General features: G+C 36.0%; 16 protein-coding genes and 1 pseudogene. 10 read left to right on the top strand and 7 right to left on the bottom strand.

Annotation, left to right across the window (positions count from 1 at the left end; genetic code table 11):
- Window positions 1–59: 59 nt before the first annotated feature.
- Window positions 60–557 carry a helix-turn-helix domain-containing protein gene (locus RHABOEDO_RS00180; protein WP_220017626.1) on the top strand — a complete coding sequence of 166 codons (498 nt, stop codon included), beginning with the start codon at window positions 60–62 and terminating at the stop codon, window positions 555–557.
- Window positions 550–846, top strand: a complete 297-nt coding sequence (locus RHABOEDO_RS00175; RefSeq protein WP_245397523.1) for a transposase — start codon at window positions 550–552, stop codon at window positions 844–846. Before RHABOEDO_RS00180 ends, RHABOEDO_RS00175 begins: the two co-directional genes overlap by 8 nt.
- Before the next feature lie 568 nt (window positions 847–1,414).
- Here RHABOEDO_RS00175 and RHABOEDO_RS00170 read toward each other — a convergent pair.
- Window positions 1,415–2,428 (bottom strand): IS30 family transposase, encoded by a 1,014-nt coding sequence (locus tag RHABOEDO_RS00170; RefSeq protein ID WP_215216525.1) that lies wholly within the window; start codon window positions 2,426–2,428, stop codon window positions 1,415–1,417.
- A gap of 59 nt (window positions 2,429–2,487) precedes the next feature.
- On the opposite strand from RHABOEDO_RS00170, the gene RHABOEDO_RS00165 reads away from it, so the two are divergent.
- Complete coding sequence (locus tag RHABOEDO_RS00165) at window positions 2,488–4,233, top strand: peptide ABC transporter substrate-binding protein (RefSeq protein WP_220017625.1); 1,746 nt, start codon at window positions 2,488–2,490, stop codon at window positions 4,231–4,233.
- Between the two features lie 201 nt (window positions 4,234–4,434).
- Window positions 4,435–4,674, top strand: a pseudogene (locus RHABOEDO_RS00160) (transposase); the annotation flags it as partial.
- Between the two features lie 20 nt (window positions 4,675–4,694).
- Here the strand turns inward: RHABOEDO_RS00160 and ruvA are convergent.
- The 4 genes from ruvA to RHABOEDO_RS00140 form a co-directional block, all read right to left on the bottom strand.
- Window positions 4,695–5,276: a Holliday junction branch migration protein RuvA gene (ruvA, locus tag RHABOEDO_RS00155; protein ID WP_215217125.1), complete on the bottom strand. Its 582-nt coding sequence runs from the start codon at window positions 5,274–5,276 to the stop codon at window positions 4,695–4,697.
- Complete coding sequence (gene ruvC / locus RHABOEDO_RS00150; protein WP_215217126.1) at window positions 5,269–5,778, bottom strand: crossover junction endodeoxyribonuclease RuvC; 510 nt, start codon at window positions 5,776–5,778, stop codon at window positions 5,269–5,271. The genes ruvA and ruvC overlap by 8 nt, the downstream gene beginning before the upstream one ends.
- Window positions 5,779–5,913: 135 nt before the next feature.
- Window positions 5,914–7,125, bottom strand: a complete 1,212-nt coding sequence (locus tag RHABOEDO_RS00145) for an NFACT RNA binding domain-containing protein (RefSeq protein ID WP_220017624.1) — start codon at window positions 7,123–7,125, stop codon at window positions 5,914–5,916.
- A gap of 345 nt (window positions 7,126–7,470) precedes the next feature.
- A protein-coding gene (locus RHABOEDO_RS00140; RefSeq protein ID WP_220017846.1) for an IS5 family transposase occupies window positions 7,471–8,263 on the bottom strand; the annotation gives its coding sequence in 2 pieces (ribosomal slippage) (window positions 7,471–7,998 and window positions 8,000–8,263; 792 coding nt in all).
- A gap of 504 nt (window positions 8,264–8,767) precedes the next feature.
- On the opposite strand from RHABOEDO_RS00140, the gene RHABOEDO_RS00135 reads away from it, so the two are divergent.
- The 3 genes from RHABOEDO_RS00135 to RHABOEDO_RS00125 are packed head-to-tail and all read left to right on the top strand — an operon-like array spanning window position 8,768 to window position 10,637.
- Window positions 8,768–9,121 carry a transposase gene (locus RHABOEDO_RS00135; protein WP_215217041.1) on the top strand — a complete coding sequence of 118 codons (354 nt, stop codon included), beginning with the start codon at window positions 8,768–8,770 and terminating at the stop codon, window positions 9,119–9,121.
- On the top strand, window positions 9,078–9,593 hold the full coding sequence (locus RHABOEDO_RS00130; protein ID WP_215216393.1) for a transposase: 516 nt from the start codon (window positions 9,078–9,080) through the stop codon (window positions 9,591–9,593). The genes RHABOEDO_RS00135 and RHABOEDO_RS00130 overlap by 44 nt, the downstream gene beginning before the upstream one ends.
- Window positions 9,594–9,617: 24 nt before the next feature.
- Entirely contained in the window at window positions 9,618–10,637 is a 1,020-nt protein-coding gene (locus RHABOEDO_RS00125) for a tetratricopeptide repeat protein (protein WP_215217169.1), read from the top strand.
- Here RHABOEDO_RS00125 and RHABOEDO_RS00120 read toward each other — a convergent pair.
- The gene (locus RHABOEDO_RS00120) at window positions 10,627–11,553 is read right to left on the bottom strand and encodes a hypothetical protein (RefSeq protein WP_215217170.1); all 927 of its coding nucleotides are present in this window, start codon (window positions 11,551–11,553) and stop codon (window positions 10,627–10,629) included. The two genes, RHABOEDO_RS00125 and RHABOEDO_RS00120, sit on opposite strands and share 11 nt — an antisense overlap.
- 133 nt (window positions 11,554–11,686) lie before the next feature.
- Between RHABOEDO_RS00120 and RHABOEDO_RS00115 the strand changes: the two genes are divergently transcribed.
- From RHABOEDO_RS00115 to rsmD, 3 genes are read left to right on the top strand one after another with little or no spacing between them, the layout of a single operon-like run.
- The gene (locus tag RHABOEDO_RS00115; protein WP_220017623.1) at window positions 11,687–14,356 is read left to right on the top strand and encodes a tetratricopeptide repeat protein; all 2,670 of its coding nucleotides are present in this window, start codon (window positions 11,687–11,689) and stop codon (window positions 14,354–14,356) included.
- Window positions 14,353–16,164, top strand: a complete 1,812-nt coding sequence (locus RHABOEDO_RS00110) for a vWA domain-containing protein (protein ID WP_215217172.1) — start codon at window positions 14,353–14,355, stop codon at window positions 16,162–16,164. The genes RHABOEDO_RS00115 and RHABOEDO_RS00110 overlap by 4 nt, the downstream gene beginning before the upstream one ends.
- Entirely contained in the window at window positions 16,161–16,733 is a 573-nt protein-coding gene (gene rsmD / locus RHABOEDO_RS00105; protein ID WP_215217173.1) for a 16S rRNA (guanine(966)-N(2))-methyltransferase RsmD, read from the top strand. The genes RHABOEDO_RS00110 and rsmD overlap by 4 nt, the downstream gene beginning before the upstream one ends.
- A 35-nt stretch (window positions 16,734–16,768) precedes the next feature.
- Here the strand turns inward: rsmD and RHABOEDO_RS00100 are convergent, their stop codons facing one another.
- A complete protein-coding gene (locus RHABOEDO_RS00100; protein ID WP_215217174.1) occupies window positions 16,769–19,348 on the bottom strand; it encodes a toxin-antitoxin system YwqK family antitoxin in 2,580 nt (859 codons plus the stop codon).
- Between the last annotated feature and the right edge of the window lie 17 nt (window positions 19,349–19,365).

Below are 19,365 nucleotides of genomic sequence, written 5' to 3'. Positions count from 1 at the left end.
ATAGTGGTTCCGATTCAATCGTATAGAAAAATATTTTGTTTTGTGTTAAGCTATTGAGTATGAAAAAACTGATCCCTAGCCAGAGAGCTGACTTAGAACACAAGTTAAAGCATCCAAAAGACTATTCTGAACGGAATAGGCTTTGTGTAATTTTGGGCTATGATGAGGGTATCTCAACAAAAAATCTTGCTAAAACACTCCGGATAAGCCCTATCACTGTTCAGAAATACCTCAGAGAATATGATTCCGAAAATAAAACTGGAAGTAGCCCTCGAGGCGGTAGCAAATCAAAACTTTCACAAGACCAAAAAGAGTCTCTACTAAAACACCTACAGGAAAAGACCTATCTTAAAGTCAAAGGGATCATAGCTTATGTGCATGAGCAATATGGGATAAAATATTCCCGAAGTGGCATGACAGATTGGCTCATACAGCACGGATTTGTTTATAAACGTCCTAAAAAGATTCCTGGGAAATTAGATCCTGAAAAACCTCGATTTTTTCAAGAAGCTAGAAAAACAGACAGAGGCTCGAATTATTCATGTAATTTTGGATAATGCAAGATCAAACAAAAATAAGAAACTAGAAGAGTTTCTGATGTCTTCTAGGATTAAAGTGCACTATCTCCCTCCTTATTCGCCGAATTTGAATCCTATTGAACGCTTGTGGAAGATCTTAAAGGAAAAGACGGTATACAATCGATATTACGAAACGTCGGTGACTTTTTTTCAGGCAATTAGAGGATTCTTCTTAGAAGAGATACCGAAAATAACAGATATTTTGAAATGTAGGATAAACGACAAGTTTCAAGTCGTTGACTTAAATCCCATTAAGCTAGCCGTTTGAATCGGCACTAGTATATATAAACATTTTTATGCAAAAGATAACATCTTCTTTCAAGATAGAGCAGCTTTTTCAAAAAAAGCTAGCTATGCAATTCTTAATTTGAAATCAAACTAGTATAGCCGGGATCTATAATTGGGAGCTTTAAAATTTGAGGTTATGCAAGAGCTCTAATAAAACAGTTCCTCATGGAATTGTATTTCCAAGAGGAATTGTAGCATGGAAATTATGGGACATGGCTAGTCGAATAAACAATGAGCAACTGTTAGGGTTTCAGCCATTACCTTTATAGTTCTGGAAATCCCTCTAACTGTTATAGAGCTAAGAGGAGATCAAAATAACATTCACATCACAGCTTCTAGCAATATAAAGTGAAATAAATTTTTCTTTTGTTGTTGTAGAATATGCTGTTTTATCAGAAAATGCATCTTTATAAAATTTATAATCGCTCTTTAAGGTCTTTTTACAATGATATGCAAGAATTTAATCGGAATTTTAGCTTTTTTCTCTTGTATGGCCCTTTCAACCTTGAAGTGCACAAAAAAGAACATATAAATACTTGAAAAAACATCTATTGTGCACCCGAGCATAGCATGTTTGTAGATAATCTCGTAAACACTTCTAGTGGAGTTTCGAAGTTGAGAGCCTTTCTAGGTCTGTTATTTAGTAAAGTTTCCACCCTTTCTATATCCTTGGAAGTCGTATCTAAAAAGCTTTGTGTTTTAGGAAAATATTGCCTAACTAGTCCGTTTGTATGCTCATTTAAGCCTCTTTCCCAAGAATGGTAGGGCGTTGCAAAGTAGAAGTCTGTCTCTAGCTCGAAACTAACCATTTGGTGATAGGCAAATTCTTTTCCGTTGTCTGCTGTTAATGTGTGTACAAAATCTTTGATAGGTTTAAGTTGTTCAATTAACGCTTGACTTACTTCCTCTGCAGTTTTATGAGAAACTTTGGCGAGCTTAGTTAGCTTGGAAGTTCTTTCTACCATTGATACAATTACGCCTTTATGTCCTGCCCCTATGACTGTATCTAGTTCCCAGTCTCCTAAACGAGTCTTTTTTTCTACAATACAAGGCCGTTGCTTAATATCTATACGACCAGGCATGTTCCCTCTTCCAGAAGCTCCCTTTCTCTGCTTGTTATATTTTTTCCCTCGATGACGGAGCTCTCTATAAAGCTGTCCTCCCTGTCGTTTATCTTTCCAGATATGATTATAGATGGTCTCATGACTAACATGTTCTTTACCATGTCTTTTAAGCCATCCGGATATTTGTATAGGGCTCCATTGCAACTTGATTTTTTCTTCAATACGGGTAACTATTTGAGGAGTCATTTTTTTATTGGGCTGAGAATTTTTTCTAAGAAATGCTTTTTCTTGAGCTTGCTGATGACGGTATCCTCGTTGCCCTTTATTTCTCTTAAGTTCCCTACTAATAGTGCTATGATGAACTTTTAGAATGTTTGCTATTGAGCTAGATGTATCTCCTCTAGCTTTTAAAATATAAATCTGACATCTTTGGTCATAGGTTAGGTGATGGTAGCCTTTAGGCAAGGTCTCTCCTTGTGTTTGATTGTTAAAAATCACAATAGAGATTCTTTCATCGCCTGCCTATTCTTTTTTTAATTCTTCTGTGCACTTCAAACTTGAAAAGACTTATCATTAAAAAATTAAGGAAACCTTTTATCCAAAAACCAACAATGGTAGTTGTGTTTGTTACTACATGTATATTTATTTGCACCTCTTCAGCTCTGTTAAAAAATGGTTTACCTATGCTTAACTTAAATATGAAAACACAACCTAAAACATTTGATCCTCGTAAAGCCGGCGATGTTTTTTCTGCTCAAATGATTTTCTTACTGTTTGAAGGTCTTGTCAAACGATATCCCGATGGATCCATTAAACTTGCCCAAGCTAAGTCGTATACAGTATCAGATGATAAGCTCACCTATACATTTACTTTAGGAGATAACCTATGGTCCAATGGCAAGCCTGTTACTGCTTACGATTTTGAACAGTCTTGGAAAGATAGCCTAGACCCAAATTTCCCCTCAATAGGGTATCATCAATTTGAGCCTATTAAAAACGCTAAAGAAGCTAAAGAAGGACTCGTTTCTCCAGACCAGGTGGGTATCAAAGCTCTCGATGAAAAAACAATTGAGATTATCCTAGAATACCCTACGCCTTATTTGCTTAAATTACTTTGCTTACCTTATTTTTATCCTTTAAACATAGAACAAGATCGAAAGAACCTTGATTGGGTATGCCAAACAGGAAATCAATTTGTGTGCAATGGACCTTTCATATTGGAAAGCTTTAAGCAAGGCGATCAAATCGTTTTAACTAGCAATCCATATTATCGAAAAATAAAAGATAAACATCCACCAAAAATTACATTCAATATTGTCGAAAACGATCACGTAACATTAGAAATGTTTAAACAAGGAACAGTTGATATGGTTGGAGATTCTTTAACAGACATTCCTTTAGAGGAGATAGCTGAGCTAGAAAAAAAATGGACCTTTAACTCAGAAGTACAACCTTATTCTGTATTTATTTGCCTCAATACAACTAAACAACCTTTTAATAATGTTAAGATTCGAAGAGCATTTGCCATGGCAATTAATCGCCAAGAATTGATTGGAATGTTAGGAAAGGGTTGTAAAAAAAACATTCAAACGGATTCAATCAGTCCTGCTTACAAAGCCGGCTTGTCTGCAACAAATCTAGTAGCGCCTTGCTTAAAAGGAAATCGATGCCCCGAGTTTTTCAAAGATAACAATGTAATTCAAGCTAGTATTTTGCTCAATGAAGGAATGGCTGAGCTAGGTATTACCAAAGAGGCTTTTAAAGATTTGAATTTCTTTTATTACTCCCGGGTTTATACAGCAGATGAGATAGTGCAAGTTATTCAACAGCAATGGGCAAAAGCATTTGGAATCTTTATTAAACTAGAAAAGCTAGATTTTAGCATTGCTTTAGATAAGCTAAATAATATGGATTATTCTATGTGTCTTTGCAGTTGGCTTGCTTTTTATGACGACCCCATGAACGTCCTTCAAAGGTTTAAATATAAAAATTATACAAAAAATCGTACCGGCTGGGAACATCCAAAGTTTATCGAGTTACTTGATCGCTCTAACTATGAGGAAGGAGATAAGCGCTTATTAACTCTAGAGCAAGCCGAAAAAGTACTGATCGACGATATGCCAGTTATTCCGTTATATCACAGAAATTATGTATATCTTATGAATCCAGAACTAGAATTTAATGTCTCTCTATGGGGAGACAGGTTACTATTTCCACTGTCTCCAGAACAAAAAGAAGTGCAAAAAGAGAACAAACATTCTCGTATAAAGCAAAAACCTAAAAATCCGTCAGTAAAAAAGTAAAAAAAGAATGGGATTTTAATACGTAAAAAAGCCTGAGAGTTACATCTCATACTGTGTCCTAAATTTTTTCTAGACAAATGAATTCACTTGCTCCCGTGTGCTACTGGCAATGCCTATAGCATTACTAATAGGTATTAAGTAATTACTTATGACCTACTTCAATTGCTCCATATTTATTAATGTAATTTGCAATGATATGGAGGATTTTCTGGAGAAAAATTTGCAAAGAGTGTGCAGGAGATATTAGGATGTATAGTAGAAATAGCCAAAAGAAATACACTTCATACTTTTACAGTTATTCCCAAAAGATGGGTTGTAGAGCGTTCTTTTGCATGGATAGAAAAATGTCGCAGGCTATGGAAAAATTGCGAAAGAAAACTACATACAAGCCTGAATATGGTGGTTCTTGCTTTTATTGCTCTACTTTTGAAAAGATTTTAAACAGGTTCTTAATAGATAAATTAAACTTGCTTGAGAGCTGCTGTAATTAACTGCCCAAGATCGGGCTCTTTTTCCGATTGATTGAGAACTGTTTTGATGGCTTTTTGAGCTTGGATAGAAGGGTAGCCTAAATGGATCAGTGCGCTTAGAGCATCATTTTGCATTTGATTGTTGTTGTTTTGTGTAGAAGAGATGGGCAGGTTTAAGGTTTTTATCTTATCGCGTAGTTCGATAATTAATCTTTCAGCTGTTTTTTTACCAATACCTGGTGTTTTGGAAAGAACTTGGATGTTTCCTTGTAATATGGCTGCATGAAGATCTGGTAGCTCAAGATGCCCCATTAAACAAAGTGCTATTTTAGGTCCTACTCCAGAAATAGTGATGAGAAGCTCAAAAAAATCTCTCTCCAAGCGTGTTAAAAAACCGAATAACTGATGAGAATCTTCTCGAATAATAGGGGAAATATAGAGAGTAATTAGACAACCTTCTTGAGGAAGCTTTATATGAATAGGGACCCAAATTCGATATCCTATGCCGTGTACTTCCACAGTAACTTTTAAGGGTCTCGATTCTATAAGAGTGGCTTTAATATAATCAAACATGAGTTTTTAAATTAAAGTGTAGGGTATTTGCATGGCAAATAGCAAGTGCTAAAGCATCTGAGGCATCTTCTGGTTCAGGAATAGAGGATAGTTGTAGAATGAGTTGGACCATTTTTTGCACTTGGTTCTTGCTTGCAGATCCATTCCCAACAACAGCTAATTTTGCTTTTTTTGGCGCGTATTCAAATACAGGGATGTTCTGACGAGCAGCTGTAATGATAGCCATACTACGTGCCATAGCAACTTTGAATGCACTTTTTACATTCTTATCTACAAATTGTGTCTCAATAGAAACCGCATCAGGTTTGTAAGCTTTTAATAACTTTTCAAAGCTATTGAATAACACTAAATAGCAATGGTTGCTATCTGTATGAAAGGGAGGAGTAATCACTCCAAAGTCTAAAGGTTCTAGACGAGGATGCTCTACTTTAATGATCCCATAACCAGATTTCTTAATTCCTGGATCGATCCCTAAAATGACTAAAGAGGGTTTTTTATACATATCTTTTAACTATAGTAGTAAAATTCCTTTTTTCTCTATGCTAAATCGATATGAATAGGCCGCATTATTTAGTAAATATACATGCCATAATTGCACACAAAGAAAGATTTTAAACAGGCTCTTAGAGATACTTTTCTAGAGATTTTTTGCTGTTTGTTTTTTTAACAACTCTTTGACTCTATTCAGATCTAATTGTACTTTTTTTGTTCTATGCTTACTGACAAGTACTTTTCCTGTTGTTTTAGTACGACTCACATATTTAACCTTTGTGATCAGAACCTCTGCTTGGTTTTGTTTGCGGGCTTGACTAAAATACAGTGCTAGTTGCATAGCATCTTGCAAAATACCTTCATTGATTAGCTTGGCTTTAACAACCACATGAGAGCCTGCCATGGGGGTTACATGTAACCAGGTATCATTACCCTTTGCTATCGTAAAAGTTAATTTCTCATTCCCTTTAGCATTTTTACCGACTAAAATGGTGTATTCCTTATCTATAAAAGTGTGAAAATCACGCGCTTTATTACGCTCTTTTTTTAGAGGAGGTTTTTGATGAGGTAGTTCTATGCTTGGATTGGATAATTCTTTCTGAAGCGCATGCATTTTCTGATCGATCTCTTTCATAAATACGGGATAGAGATCTAACCTTTTTTTCCTTTTGCGCACTTCTTTAAAACGCGCCTGTAATTGCTTTTGGATAGGAACTTTTGGATCTAAAGCTATTTCTAGAAAAGATTGACTCGCCCAATTCATGACTCGTACGCTTTTCATCCCAGGTGCTATTTGTTGCAGATGGCTTTTTAATAATTCTGTTTCGTTTTGTAAAACCTGCCAGTTTTTAGCTCGATTATATTCTTCTTCATACTTTTTACGTTGTTTTTCTAGTTTAAGCAGTTGATTAGATATTTTTTTGCAATGTAATGCGAATAGAGCTTGTTTCTCTAATAACTGATAACGCTCTTCTATTTCCTCACTTGTGACAAAAGTAGAAAAATGATGGGTAGCAGGTTTTACAAGGGGTTTTTTATAATGAGAAGAAGTGGATTTATTGCTAAGTATAATAGCGAATAGGGGATCTGTAACAGCTAGAATCGGATGATGGTACATGAGCTCTGCGATAAAATAGTATTCTTCAAATCTTAAACAAAGAATGCGATCCTCTGAGAACAGAAAAATTTCCATACATATTCTTTCTCTTAAGATTTTGTTTACTTGATCTGCAAAAACAGAAGGATGCGCTTGATGTTTTTTATTTGTGATGTGAAAGCGACTAAATGATTTTTGCACACAGAGCAATAGCTGGATATTACTAAACACAAATACATAGCTTGTAGGGTTAATTTGCATAAACCTTACGAGGTTTTTACCTAAGATCCCTTTTTTAATTTCAAGAAGAAGAGAAAGCATTTCCGAATAACTCAACATAGAGTCTCTTTTTTAGAAAAATCTTAAAGACTATTCAAGTCTGATATAAATATAGTGGTTCCGATTCAATCGTATAGAAAAATATAGGATTAACGACAAGTTTCAATTCGTTGACTTGAACCCCATTAAGCTAGCCGTTTGAATCGGCACTACTATATACTCACTTATGGATATAAAAGAAGAGGGATCAAAAATGATACTATAGTGGTCTTATGCTAATAGCAAACCAAAATCAATCACTTTGTCAAAATACTCCTTAGAGCCTGTTTAAAATCTTTTCAAAAGTAGAGCAATAAAAGCAAGAACCACCATATTCAGGCTTGTATGTAGTTTTCTTTCGCAATTTTTCCATAGCCTGCGACATTTTTCTATCCAAGCAAAAGAACGCTCTACAACCCATCTTTTGGGAATAACTGTAAAAGTATGAAGTGTATTTCTTTTGGCTATTTCTACTATACATCCTAATATCTCCTGCACACTCTTTGCAAATTTTTCTCCAGAATATCCTCCATCTGCTAAAACATTTTTTACACCGAACAAATGGTTTTTATGTAGTGAAAATGCTTCTATACACCCATTTCTGTCAGTGATATTAGCGGTGGTAATGTGAATCGCATGAGGAAGCCCTTGGGTATCGACTGCTATATGTCTTTTTATTCCTGATATTTTTTTCCCTGCATCATATCCTTTCTTCTCCGCTGTATCAGTATTTTTAACACTTTGAGCATCAATAATTACAAAGCTTGTTTTCTCTTTCCGACCACTGCTTTTTCTGACCTCGCCAACCAATTTTTTTTAAAACTATTTCAAGAATACTCTTAGAATTTTTATCATCTTTTTTATTCCAAAAAGGGAAATAATAATCACATAATTCCCATTTAGGATATTCTACGGGTAACATACGCCACTGGCAACCACTTTTTAAAATGTACAAAATTCCACAAAAAATATCATATAGATCAACTCTTCGTGGACGTGTTTTTTTGCGTGTAGACTCAAGTATTAGATGGATTTTGCTAAATTGTTTACGAGAAATATCGCTTGGATAAGAGCGGGTCATAACTACCTCCAAAGGTTTTATGAAAACTATCATTATACCTTACTGAAAAGATTTTAAACAGGCTATAACAACGACCAGGCTTGCACATCTAGCATCTAACAGCCCTTTAAGCCTAGCCATCTCGGTTTTTCTCCCTATAAATTTGGAAAGTACCACTGCTTATCTCCTCATTTTTCCATGTATTATACAACTTGAGAGACACATAAAATCAATCAATAAAAAGCCTTTTAGCGATTTGTTGTTAGAACTTTTACTCAAGAAAGTTAACAGCAAATCTTCAAAAAGTCGATTTGTTGTTAGAATTTTTCTCGTGCTAACATTTCTATGTTAAGGTGAGTTACTAAGTTAGTTTTTGTCGTCCGTAAAGGAAAAACCTTGAGAAAAACCATATATTCATTTAAATATTGCTATGTACTTACTTTAAAATATGAACCTATCTTGAATTGAATATAAATTTTCGCTATGATACCAGATCTTTTTATTTTTTAACTAAAGACAGATGACATGAGCAAGCAAGGATTAAATGAAGAACAGTTTAAAATACTCGAACCTCAAATGGAAAAATGGGTAAATCGTAACCATTATGGAAGAAAATTAGCGCCATGGAGACCTGTAGTGAATACTATTTTCTGGGTGCTTCGGACAGGAGCTCCTTGGAAAGATGCACCTAGAAACAAGGAGTTTTCTCATCCCTCAACAGCACACGCATGGCTTGGAAGAATGCAATCTGCTGGATTTTTAGATCAATTTTTAGAAGAGCTGCTTAAGCTTGCCGAACAGCTGGGGTGTATTGATGCCCAGAGACTCTCTGTAGATGGTTTTTTTTTCCAGCGGACGCGGAGGAGGAGAGCAAGTTGATTATGGCTACAAAGGTAAAGGCGTGACATCGCATTTACTGGTAGAAAAATCAGGAAAGCCTCTTGCAATCACTTTTACATCAGCATCCGGGGATGAGAAAAAACAAGTGATCCCTCTGCTTAGGAAAGTCATTCCCTTCATTAAAAAAGCATGGAATCAGGGAAAAGTACCCATACTTGAAGCAGATAAAGGTTATGACTCAGAGCAAACACGTATCGATGTTCTTTCCCATGAGGTTTTTCCTCTGATAGCTCGGAAAAGAAACACTAAGGGATATAAGATAAAAGGCATTTGCTACCTTGAAAAGCAACGTTGGGTCGTTGAGAGAACGATTTCTTGGTTAAAGACATGCTTCCGTCGTCTTACAGTGCGCTGGGAAAGAAAGGCAATATATTGGAACGGACTATTAATGTTTGGACTACTGGGATATTGGATGAATTTCTTAAGTCGGCAAGTATCTTTAAAACAGTAAATTTAATTCAAGATAGGTTCATGTATGACAACTACGCAAAATATACATTCTGATTACGAATTACATACAGAAATAGCAAAACTGTGCTCAGAGTATCAAGAGAGTTTTAAAACCATAACCTGTCAATATGCTTTTTTTCATATTATTTTTTTTCTGATTGCTCTTATAGAGTTGTCTATTTTAGTGCTCTTTTTTACATTTCTTACAAAACCCGCTGTCATTGCATTCACCTTAGCGGGAATTTTTCTAACTACCTTTTCTTATTTCATGCTGCATTTTTATTTTCAAGCTAAGAAACCACAACAAATGCAAGATATGCATAATCAATTCATCCAAGATTGTATTCATCATATCTCTTCTTCTCATGGCTTAGCAGAGTACCACCTCTTTCTCTCTCAAGCCTTGCATATTTTCTTAAATACTTTTTCCTACCAAGAATCTCAATATTACTCTCTACCCTTGCAATCAAAGGCTATTACTTCTTTACTTGAGAAATTTAGTGTGTGGATGCACTGGAAAGATCTCTATTTGATGAAAGAAAAGATCTTGCTCTCAATTATACAACAACATATAGAATACGTAAAACTCTACCCAACAGATCTACAAGCGCATGCAGGTCTTGGCAAAGCCTATTTTGAACTAGCAAACTTGTATTGTCATCCTGATAAAATTTACGAAAAGAAATTACCTTGGATCTCTCCTGAATACGATTCTGAAGAGCTACAAACCAAGTTCATTAAATCTTGTTATTGCGCTATTGAAGAGTTTCATATTCTCGATGCTTATTCCCCAAAAGATCCTTGGGTGCATATGCAATTAGCAGGGATTTATCACAGTTTAGATGAACCTTTAAAAGAGATTGAACACTATGAAAAAGTACTAGCTGTTGTAGAGAAAGAAGAGCAAATTCTTCTTCGTTTGGGAACTCTCTATTTTCAAAATGGTGCAAGCGCTAAAGGACTACAGCTTTATGAAAATCTTAAAGAGATCAGCGAACAAGCAGCTGCTGAACTTCTCTCTCAATATGGCTCTTTTAGCTTGTAGCTAATAGCGTTTTCCAATCCAATGAGCCAATTAGAATACCCAATAAACATAGCCCGTTAGCCGCCCAATTGATTTTTTCTCGATAAAACCATCTACCCCATAAATTACAAAAAATAATCACTGTAATTGCAAACACAGGAAAAATAGCCGCGTGTTCTAAAGAAGTAGAAGCCTCTGTTGATAAAAGCATAAAAAACGTACCCACTCCATTGGTAAGTCCTCCATAAATGCCATATTGTAATTCTAGTGGATTGAGAGCTTTTACTCTTGTCTTAAAATAAAAAAAAGTTTGAAGAAGAGCCGCTGTAGCATACATGATGGGCATAAACCACTGGCAGCATGCTTCACTATTTTCAAAAGGGAAAAAAAGTCCTCTTGCCTCAGGGAAATTAATGCAAAGAGCGCGCCATTGAAAAAATAGCAAAAATAAAATATGCAAGAAAAAAGTGGCTGTCATAAAAAGGAGCCATTTTTGAAAATGGAAGGATCTCATTGCGCTACAACCTGCCCAAAACAGCCCAATTACCATGAGAATAGAGCCAAAAGCATTCCACATTGTGTAAAAATAACCAAATTTACTTCCAAATAAAAGCACCATTGCTAACATGGGTAAGACCGTAGAAGCATTTAAAGCGGCAAAAGTGAGCCCAGGAGGACCTGATTCTAATGTTTTGCCAAGGGATGTAAGCATAACAGAGAGAATGATCCCTGCAACTACAGCAAATAAAGCCATGGAGTAGCTCCAAGAAAAATCTGCCAGGCGAATAGGATTGAGAAAAACAGCAATGAGAGCAATTACACTTAGCATAATCATCAGAAATCCTCTTGTAGAGCCTCCTGAGTCAATGCTACGACGCATACAAAAATTACTAATAGCTACAAAAAATGAGGCTAGTAACATCAATTGTATTCCCATATTTCTCCATATGATGGATCAGCGTAAGAAAAAATGTTTTTTTGCTCAACATTTGAACAATATTGTATCGTGAATATAATTTAAAAAAATTCAAGTGGGAGAAAACCGCGTGAAAAGAAATACTTTTTTACTATTGATCGTTTTACTGACCTCAGGTTATCTACACGCAGATCCAGATGATCCTGTTTTTAGAGAAAGTATTGAGCTCAGGCAAATTGCCGATTATTGGAAAGAACAAGAGTACGCCTTAGCTAAAGAGCGCATCTACCAATTCTTAGAAACCTACCCAACGACTGTTTTTAAAGAACAATTATATGCCATGCTAGCTGATCTTTTTGTAAAAGAGAAAAATTACCTAGCAGCTATAGATTTTTATCAAAAAATCCCTTTTGAAAAAAAATCGCAAACCAGCTTATTTCACAATGTCTATTGTCTCTATCAATTAGGTCTATGGGAAGAGGTAATTACCCAAGCTCCACATGTAATGAAACACGCTAGCACAACTAAAGAACAATTAGACATAGTACGTTTTTCTTTTGCAGAAGCTCTGATGCAAACCGCACTAAAGATCGAAGATTCCTCTCATAAAAAAGAGGTGCTTTTACAAGCTGAATCTGAGTATAAAAGACTGCTTAGCACCCGCTATGCTTGTGATTCCCTCTATTCTTTAGCTCATATCAATGTCCTTTTAGAGAACCCTATGCAAGCAGCTCATCTCTATCTCACGCTAGCTGAAAAAGACTCTGAAAATAAAGAGCAGTACTTGTTCCAAGCAGGTTATTTACAAATGAAAATAGATCCGAATAAAGCTATAGAAAACTTGGAAAAGGTTTGTTCTTTAAAAAAAGAAAAAGGATCTCAAGCAGCTCATCTATTATTGCAAATACTTTTTCAGCAAAGAGAGTATAGCAAAATCCTTATCATGCGCGAGAAACTAAGCGATCTCATCGTTTCAGATCCTTTGATTTCCTATTATACAGGCAAAAGCCTGTATCAAATCAATAATCCCGATCAAGCGATTTTTTTTCTCATGCAGTTTCTCGAAAGTCCCAACGACGCCTCTTACGAAAAAAGCGCCATAATCACTTTGATTTCTTGTGCAAAAATGACTAAAAATTGGTCTCTTTTAGAAGAAAATCTTGAATACTTAATACATTCTTTCCCTCAAGATACACAAACATTAGATCTGATTTTGATGTACACCCAGTTATGTAAACAGGAGAAAAACTGGGGGAAAATGGCAGAATACTCGCAAAAACTATTAGAATTATCCCCCGATCATCCTAAAAAAGAAACCTTGATTTACGAACAAGGTCTTTGCTCTATTCATGAACAAAATCTAGAGCAAGCCATTCAGAAGATTTTAGCATTTTTAGAAAACTTTCCTCATTCTGCTTATGCAAAACCAGCATGGCGCCATCTTTTAAATTGTTGCATGCAGGATCTAAAACAGTCTCCTCTAGATCTATATTCTGAAAAACAAGCTGTATTCATCACCCATACAACAAAAGCTTTGGAACAACCAGAGCTTTTTTCCGAGGAAGAAAAACAAAAAATGCACTGGTTGCTCATTCAATCCCTATTTGAACAAAAGCAGTATCAAAAATCTCTAGATGCATCTGAAAAATATGTAGAGCAATATGGATGTTCAGCTGATACGTATCTTTTCACAGCTCTGTGTCAAGAACACCTCGGCGTAGAAGCTCTTCAAATAGCAGGGAACTTCGAAAAGGCATTAGCTGATCCAAAATCCACACATGGACGCATTTGCAATCGTAAGCTTTACAACTTGTATCTATCTGCTGCACAAGAAATGCCCGAAAATTTAAGCGAGGCTCTTTTCTTAAAAGCAGCAAACTGCCTTTTTGCCAATATAGATGAGTCAGTGGAGTTAAATAACCTCGATTGGCTGGCTCACTTTTACTATCAGCAATTTGAAATTGCAGAAAAAGAAAACAAAAATTTTTATGCTAAGCGAGCCAAAATCTCTTTTGAAAAACTTCTTGATCACCGTAGCTTGCCTGTTGAATCTTGGTTAGAATTAGAAGTATTAAAACTTTGCGCTTTATATGATTCTCTTAGAGAAAAAGCAAAAAAAACGCCTCTCTTAGAAATGCTAGCAAAGCAGCAAAAAGAGTTTTTCTCTATAGAATGGAAGTGGCAAAGAAGAGTGCTCTTTGAATTAGCCCTTTCCTATCAAGAGCAAAAGCGTTATAAGGAAGCAATCAAAGTATATGACAATCTCATTGATTCTTCTAAACATGTATTATCTTACTACGGAAGTGCTGCTCTTCTAGAAAAAGCGCGTTTACAATTTTCTCTACTCTCTGAACAAGAAAGGCAAGAGGGCTCTAAAACCATTATAGCTATTTGCGATGCGTTAAAAGAAGTACAGATTAGAAAAAAACTTTTATCAGAACCACTTCATTTGGAAGCTGCCTTGGAATACATCGAAGTAAAAACTTGTATATCTTCTAGCCCTTTAGAAAGGAAATTAGAATTACTTCTGCAGATGAGAGATGCTTTTTCTTTAACAGAGGATCCCTCTGTTCAATACTACCTCTCGACACAAGATCTTTTTCCAGATAAAATGCAATTGTATCAAGATTATTTAAGCTTTATTGATTTAGAGATAATCTCTATAAAGGCTCAATTAGCTAAAAAAAATCAACGTAAAAACATTTATCAGAAATTGAAAAAAAATGCTCTTGCCAGACTCGATGAATTAGAAGCAAAAGGCCTACATGACTCATTACAAATGAGAGTACAATTGAGCAAGGAGACTCTACAAGATATTTTATGACAGCATCCTTAAAAAATCGTTTCATTTTTCTCTCATGCCTTGTTTTCTCTCTTGCTATGCATGTAGCTTGTATATGTATCCTTTATTCTCTTTCTTTGCATAAACAGCACAATCTCTCTGCACTTTTTTGGTTTTCATCATCAAATCCTCATCTTTTACAAATAGATGAAGAGAACAAACAACATACTTTGCAAGAGGTTTTTGAACAAATTGTGGTGGTTCCTTCCAATCATCAAACCCCGTATGATTTACTCTCATCTAATCGCTCACTTGAGTTAGCTCCTGACCTAGAATTGGTTGATTCTTTATCTCTTGTAAAGAGAAATCCTCTATCTTTTTCTATAGAAGAATCTTACTCTCTAATTTCTGTTTGCTTGCCCAAATTAGAAAGCGAACCTCTTTTAACTCCTCCTACTACCTCAATGGATTCTTTTGTTAATAAAAAACCGGAAATTGATCCTGTAATGCAAACGACATTAGCTCCTCAGCTACTACCACAAGCATCAGAGACATTTAATGATAAAGAGCAACTGTCCTTACCTAAAGAAAATAGGAGAGCCACTATCTACAAAGAAAATCTGAAATTTCCCCTAGCAGCTCCTGCGATAAATTTATCCATTCAAAATATTTCTCCTATTATAGATCCTCACCAAATAGATCAACTAGCTGCTCAAATGAAAAGTCCTCCTGCTCTTTTTTCAGAAATAGAACATTTGGAAGTTCAGCGTCATTTTTTACCTGAAATTTCTCCTATTTCTCGTTTGAAAAATTACTGCTTTCCTTCTTTTGCCATTGCTAATGATTGGAATCACCTCTTCGAAACACACGTAAGCTATACTCCTCAAGATAAAGGGTATGTATTCTCCGTCGAGCTTTTCCCTAAACGAGACTTAAGCCACTATCGCTTAAAACAACATATCTGCTTTATTCTAGATCGTTCCAGAGCCGTTCCTAGACATCGCTTTGCTGTTTTTAAAAGAGCGGTTCTAAAAGCATTAGCAAGTATGCAAGAAGAAGATAGCTTTAACATTTTTATCATTGATAAAAAAGTAACCTGTTTTAACGCATCTAAGCTCAAAATTTCCAAGCAAAATATTCGGCAAGCAGAAGAATTTTTAGAAGCGCAAACATTTGGTAGTAAAGCTTCTTCCTCCGATATTTATAAAAGCTTGGAAAGCTTGCTTTTAGACCTATCGCAACAAGAGATCGTTTGTAATGCCATTTTGTTAACCGCTGGTAAAAACACGTTTAACTCCACACTGCAGCAACAAACGGTTAAAAAATGGCTAGAAAATAAACAAGGCCATATAACGCTTCATACCGCAGCTGTGGGGAGAGAAAATGACCTGACATTTTTCAATCTTATGAGTACGAGCGGTGGGGGTTTTCTGGTTTACTCCGATACACATGCCTCTTTTCCACGTAAACTGGCTAAGTTGGTATTAGATCTAAAAGACCCACTTCTGACACATCTTACTCTTTCAGCTAAACCCTCCGATGTTACCTCTTTTGTGGACTTAAGCCCCTCTTCTCAATCGGTTCTCTACCAAGGGACTCCCTATAAAATTACAGGTTATATAGATGACCCTTGTACATTTGAACTATCCATCCAAGGTAAACAACATCGCCAATGGATTGCTATCAAAAAAAACATTTGCTTTGCTGATGCAGAAGAAGCTGCTCCCTATTTAGAAAACCAATGGAAAATGACAAAAGCACATGCGCGTTTTTTAAAAGAAGGGAAAAGAGATTTACTTAGCGATGCAGAAAAAGTCTTAAAATCCCGCTTTGAAGCAGCATTCGAATGAGCTTACGTATTCTAGGCGGCGATTTTCGCGGTCGTCTGCTTAAATCCCCCAAAACTTTACTAACTCGTCCTACCCTAGCGGTGCTCCGCAAAGCGGTATTTGATATTCTCCATGACAAGATTAAAGATGCTCTTTTCCTTGATTTATTTGCAGGATCTGGAGCAATGGGTATAGAAGCTTTGAGTCGAGGGGCTTCGCATGTCACCTTTGTTGATAAAAACCAGTTAGCAACACGCTGTCTAAAAGAAAATATTCAATTACTACAATTAGAAAAACACTGCTCTATTTTGCCATGTAGCTATAAACGAGCTTTAAAACAGTTGGTCAAAAAAGAGCTCCAGTTCGATATCGCTTATATCGATCCTCCTTATGAACTCTCTCTTAAAACAACTATTTTGCAAGAGATCTTTGCATTATTTGATAACTCTTGTTTAATCAAACCAAATGGAATTGTCTTTATTGAAGAAACCGCTCATACGCAGTTTGAGCTTAAATCATTTACATTTGTAAATGGGCGGAAATTTAGTGATACGCTTTTGCAGCAGTATCAAAGAGAAAGCACCTACTAAAGACGAGGTCTTTAGTAGATTTAAGAAAAAGCGGGTCATACCTCTTTTCCTCTTTCATAAAAAGATTCTACCATTTTGCCCTCTTTATCGTATTTCTTCTTCACACCATGTAGCTCATCCTCGAGAAAGGTCTGAGAGATATAGGGGGAGCCATCATCGTAGAATTTATTAAATTTACCATGTCGTTTACCCTCTTGATATTCCGCTTCAAACACAAGAATCCCTGCTTGATTCCACTCTTGATAAAGACCATTCATAAGATCGTTGTCATACTCTACACTTTTGGCCAGCTCTCCATTCAAATGGTAGGTTTTCTCAGTTCCTTTTCTCTTATCTTGCTGATAAGGTGTTTCTACAAAGGGTTTCTGATTGGGGTAATATTGTACGCATATCCCTTCTTTACTATCCTGATGAAAAGGTATAGCCACTAATAATTGTCCCTCTGGTGAAAATATTTTAGCAATTCCCTCTTTTTTCCCATTTACATAAGGGGTAACTCCTACTTTTACTCCTGCTTCGTTATATTCTATAACCTCTTTTTCCAATTGGTCATTTACGAAGAAAGACTCAAAGGCTTTGGTTTTTGCAAAATATTCATTCGGCGGGTAATACACTTCGTGAATACCGTTTCTTTGATTATCCTTATAGTGATACACAACTTCTCTGCCATCAGGCAACTTTTCAAAAAACCGTCCATCGAGCTTTCCATGATTGTAATTAGCCTCCTCTACTAACACTCCATCAGCTGACCAAATGGCTTTACTTCCATGCATTTGGCCATGTTCATAATGCACGCACGAGAAAAGAGCTCCATTTTGATGGTACACTTTTTGTTTACCGTGCATTTCTCCTTTCTCATCAAAAAATACATGTTGGGCAATTTGTAAAAGTTTTTTGTCTGCGTTAACCACACTTTTTTCTTGTAATTGTTGAGCAGAATAATACTCTTTGTGTTCTCCTACAGGGAGACCTTGTTTAAAAGTTTTAATTGCACAAGGGCCGCCATCTTCATACCAGGTTTTCATGGTTCCTTCTAATAAATCATTAGAGTAGTTCACAAATGCTTTTTGTTGACCATTTGGATAATATTCTTCATGCACACCATTGAGTTTTCCTTCCTCATCATAATGTGTGATCTCTCTAAGAAGATCTGTACTCCACCATGCTTTTACAACACCTATTAACCTATCTTGATCGTAGTTAGCGCATACAATCTGCTCTTTTTTATTATTCCATTCTTGATACAAGCCCTGCTTTTTTCCTAAATCAAATTGAATGCTTAATTGCAAAACCCCGTTTTCATGCCAATGTTTTTGTTCTTGGTCTAATTTACCCATCACATGATGTTCCTGGGTTTTAAGTTGTCCATTTTCATACCATTGTTCATAAAGACCATCTAAACCTTTATTTTTAAAAACAGCTCTTTGTGCGAGATTTCCATTCTCATACCATTCTTCGTAAAGCCCTTCTTTTTCATTCTCTACATACATAGCTTTTAACTTGATCTGTCCCGATGGATAATACTCTTTCTGTTCCCCATTGAGTTTACCCATATCGTAGTTATACTCTACTTTAAGGTTTCCATTATCATGCCACTGCAGATATTTTTGATGATTTTTACCATCTAGTAGAGAGTAATGAGCAATGAGTTGTCCTTTGTCATTGCATTCAATGATAGGTTCTATGGTATTGCCCTTCTCATCAAAATGCGCAGATAAAATCTGTACGCCATTCTCTGCTTTGCGCCAATGCTTACCAATCGGCTGACCTTTTATGTAATTACCTTCTCCTAGTAATTTACCTTCTGTACTGAAAAAGCGCTCTTTCCCCTCTTTTAAACCTTCTTTATAAGCTACTTTATAGCTCTCTTGTCCATTAGCATGATATTTGACATGTAATCCTACAAGCTTTCCTTCACAAAAATCTTGAACCTCTTGCATCACCTCATCGGGCGTATAGGCAATAACCGCAGGATCTCTACCATTGGAATGAAGAGATCCATTTTTATATTGAAGAACGGTTTTTTTCCTACCAGTTGGATACCATTCCATTGCACACCCATGAGGAACACCCTCTTCATAAGGAATGACAGCAGCGCGTTTTCCCTTCTCGTGATATCTGATCACCTCACCGATAATCTTCCCATTTTCATAAATCACCTCTTCTGCTTTTTCTGCATTGGGGTGATAGGAAACCATTAATCCATCTCTTTGTCCCTGTTTAAACCCACAAGTTCCTTGCAGCGTTCCATCTGGGAAAAAAAGCTTCATGGTTCCATGTAACACTCCACGATCATAGATCATTTTCTTCTCTAATTTCCCTTCGGCTGTAAAAAACAAACACACACCATGAGGTACAGCTTTTAATTCCTCCCCATCCTCGATTACAGATAGATCTGTTTCTGTTTTAATCTGTCCATTGGGATAGAGTAAAATTTGCTTAACAACTTGACTCGGTTCCCGATCATAGAATACCACTTTTTTAGGATTTGAATTGGGATAGGTTTCTATAATCTTAGAAGACCAGTGAGGTTGACGCATTTTAGGCCCAACTTCAGAGCCAAAAGATATTTTTACACACAAAAGACAAAAGGTTAAAAAGACAAATCTTAGCATAATTAGGATCTCCTTGA

Origin of the sequence: Candidatus Rhabdochlamydia oedothoracis (assembly GCF_019453995.1) — a bacterium.
Classification (GTDB): Bacteria; Chlamydiota; Chlamydiia; order Chlamydiales; family Rhabdochlamydiaceae; genus Rhabdochlamydia; species Rhabdochlamydia oedothoracis.
The sequence above is the reverse complement of the archived record's forward strand: the minus strand, read 5'-3'. Positions and strand labels throughout refer to the sequence as shown.